This window comes from Brevundimonas sp. (assembly GCF_031082345.1).
Classification (GTDB): Bacteria; Pseudomonadota; Alphaproteobacteria; order Caulobacterales; family Caulobacteraceae; genus Brevundimonas.
The window spans coordinates 1-1998 of sequence record NZ_JAVHLH010000361.1 but is presented as its reverse complement, the minus strand read 5'-3'; the positions used below and the strand labels follow the sequence as shown (position 1 = coordinate 1998).

At 67.0% G+C, this 1998-nt stretch carries 2 protein-coding genes; one reads left to right on the top strand and one right to left on the bottom strand.

The features are described from left to right. Nucleotides 1-1287 (bottom strand): DEAD/DEAH box helicase (locus RDU12_RS15295; RefSeq protein WP_308685493.1); only part of this gene is annotated, 1287 nt, incomplete at its 3' end. 239 nt (nt 1288-1526) lie between these two features. Here RDU12_RS15295 and RDU12_RS15290 point away from each other — a divergent pair. Beyond that, entirely contained in the window at nt 1527-1886 is a 360-nt protein-coding gene (locus tag RDU12_RS15290) for a hypothetical protein (protein WP_300290213.1), read from the top strand. The last annotated feature ends 112 nt before the right edge of the window (nt 1887-1998 follow it).

Here is a 1998-nt window from a genome sequence, read left to right as displayed (position 1 = left end):
CCCGCCATAGCCCGCCTCCAAGGCGACGACCTCGGCCGGCGCGTCGGTCCTGGGCGCCGGCGACCGGCGCGATCGGGACGGACGTTCGGCCTGTTCGCGGGCCGGCTCGGCGCGTTCGGTCTTCTCGGGACGACGGCTGGAGCCCCCGCCCAGATCAGCGCTGTCCAGCGTCAGCTCCTCCGGAGCCATCTTGATCAGCTTCAGCACCTTGTCGAGCGACCGGTCGTCGCCGGGGGTGACGATCATGAAGGTCTGGCCGGTCTTGCCCGCCCGACCGGTGCGGCCGATGCGGTGCACATAGTCGTCGGCGTGGTGCGAGACGTCGTAGTTGAACACGTGGCTGACGTCGGGGATGTCGAGGCCGCGCGCCGCCACGTCGGAGGCCACCAGCAGCTTCAGCTCACCCGAGCGGAAGGCGGCCAGGGTCTTGGTGCGCAGCGACTGGTCCAGGTCGCCGTGGATCGGCGCGGCGTCGAAGCCGTGCTGCTTCAGCGACTTGGCGACGACATCGACCTCGGACTTGCGATTGCAGAAGACGATGCCGTTCTTGACGTCGGCGCGGCCGATCAGGGCGCGCAGGGCGGCGCGCTTCATCTTCGGATCGCTGGACGGGATGCGGACCAGATACTGGGTGATGGTCTCGGCCGTCATCGCCGGGCGCGAGGCCTCGATCCGGGTCGGGTCCTTGAGGAACTGGGTCGTCAGCCGGGTGATCTCGGGCGGCATGGTGGCCGAGAAGAACAGCGTCTGGCGCTTGGGCGGGGTCAGTTTGAAGATGCGTTCGATGTCGGGGATGAAGCCCATGTCCAGCATGCGGTCCGCTTCATCGACGACCATCAGCTCGACGCCGTTCAGCATCATCTTGCCGCGCTCGAACAGGTCCAGCAGTCGGCCCGGGGTGGCGATCAGGACGTCGACGCCCTTGTTCAGCGCCGCCACCTGGTCGCCCATGGAGACGCCGCCGATCAGCAGCACCCAGGTCAGCTTGGTGCCCTTGGCGTATTTCTCGAAGCTGGAGGCGACCTGGTCGGCCAGCTCGCGGGTCGGGGCCAGCACCAGGGCGCGCGGCATCCGGGCGCGGGCGCGGCCCTTGGACAGTTTGTCGATCAGGGGGAGGGTGAAGGCGGCGGTCTTGCCGGTGCCCGTCTGGGCGATGCCGAGAACGTCGCGGCCGGCGAGGGCGACGGGAATAGCCTGGGCCTGGATCGGGGTGGCGGTGGTGTAGCCGGTGTCGGCGACCGCTTGCAGGGTCGTGGGCGAGAGGCCCAGTTGGGAAAATTCGGTCATGAATCCTTTGGGACTGTACTGAAGGACGCCCCGCGCATCGGGTCGTCGTGCGATGTCGCGGAACCGCCCTGATCTCTGGGCGAGCGGGCGGCGCGGATTCGCCAGTCCTGTCCCGAACGTGGGCCGCATATAGAAGCCCCCACGCAAGAGTCAACTATTCCGGCCTCCGCGAGAGGGCTTGGCATTCCTTAAACGATTGTTAATAATCCCCCTCGGGAAGGGTTGAGTAGGGGTTGCATATGCTTCGCACGCTGGCCGTGGCGACCATTTCGGCGGCGTTTCTGATAGGGGCTCCGGTTCGGGCCGATATCAACGCCGCTTTCGGAAACACGGTGCTGTCGCGCTATTCCGACGGCGGCTGGGTGAAGCACTGGTTCAACCCGGACGGAACCTACATCGCCCAGTTCTCGGACGGCCGCCGGCTGTCGGCGCGCTGGTCGGTCCGCGGCGAGCGGGTCTGCCTGACCCACATCCGGCCCAACATGCTGATTCCCCGCTTCTGCACCGACATGATCGACGCCGACGTCGGCGAGACCTGGCAGTCGCGCGATCCTCTGGGCCGCCGCGTCAACAATGTGCTGATCGCCGGGCGCAGCTGACGGCTTCGGTTGCATCCGGATTTTAAAGAACCCGCTCGCGGAGCGGAAAGCGCCATTCCCTGACTGCGATATCAGAGGGAATGGCGCGAGTGACGGGGCTCGAACCCGCGAC

Excerpts from the sequence above, each read along its gene's own strand:
- RDU12_RS15290 (WP_300290213.1), top strand. The coding sequence starts at position 1,527 with ATGCTTCGCACGCTGGCCGTGGCGACCATTTCGGCGGCGTTTCTGATA.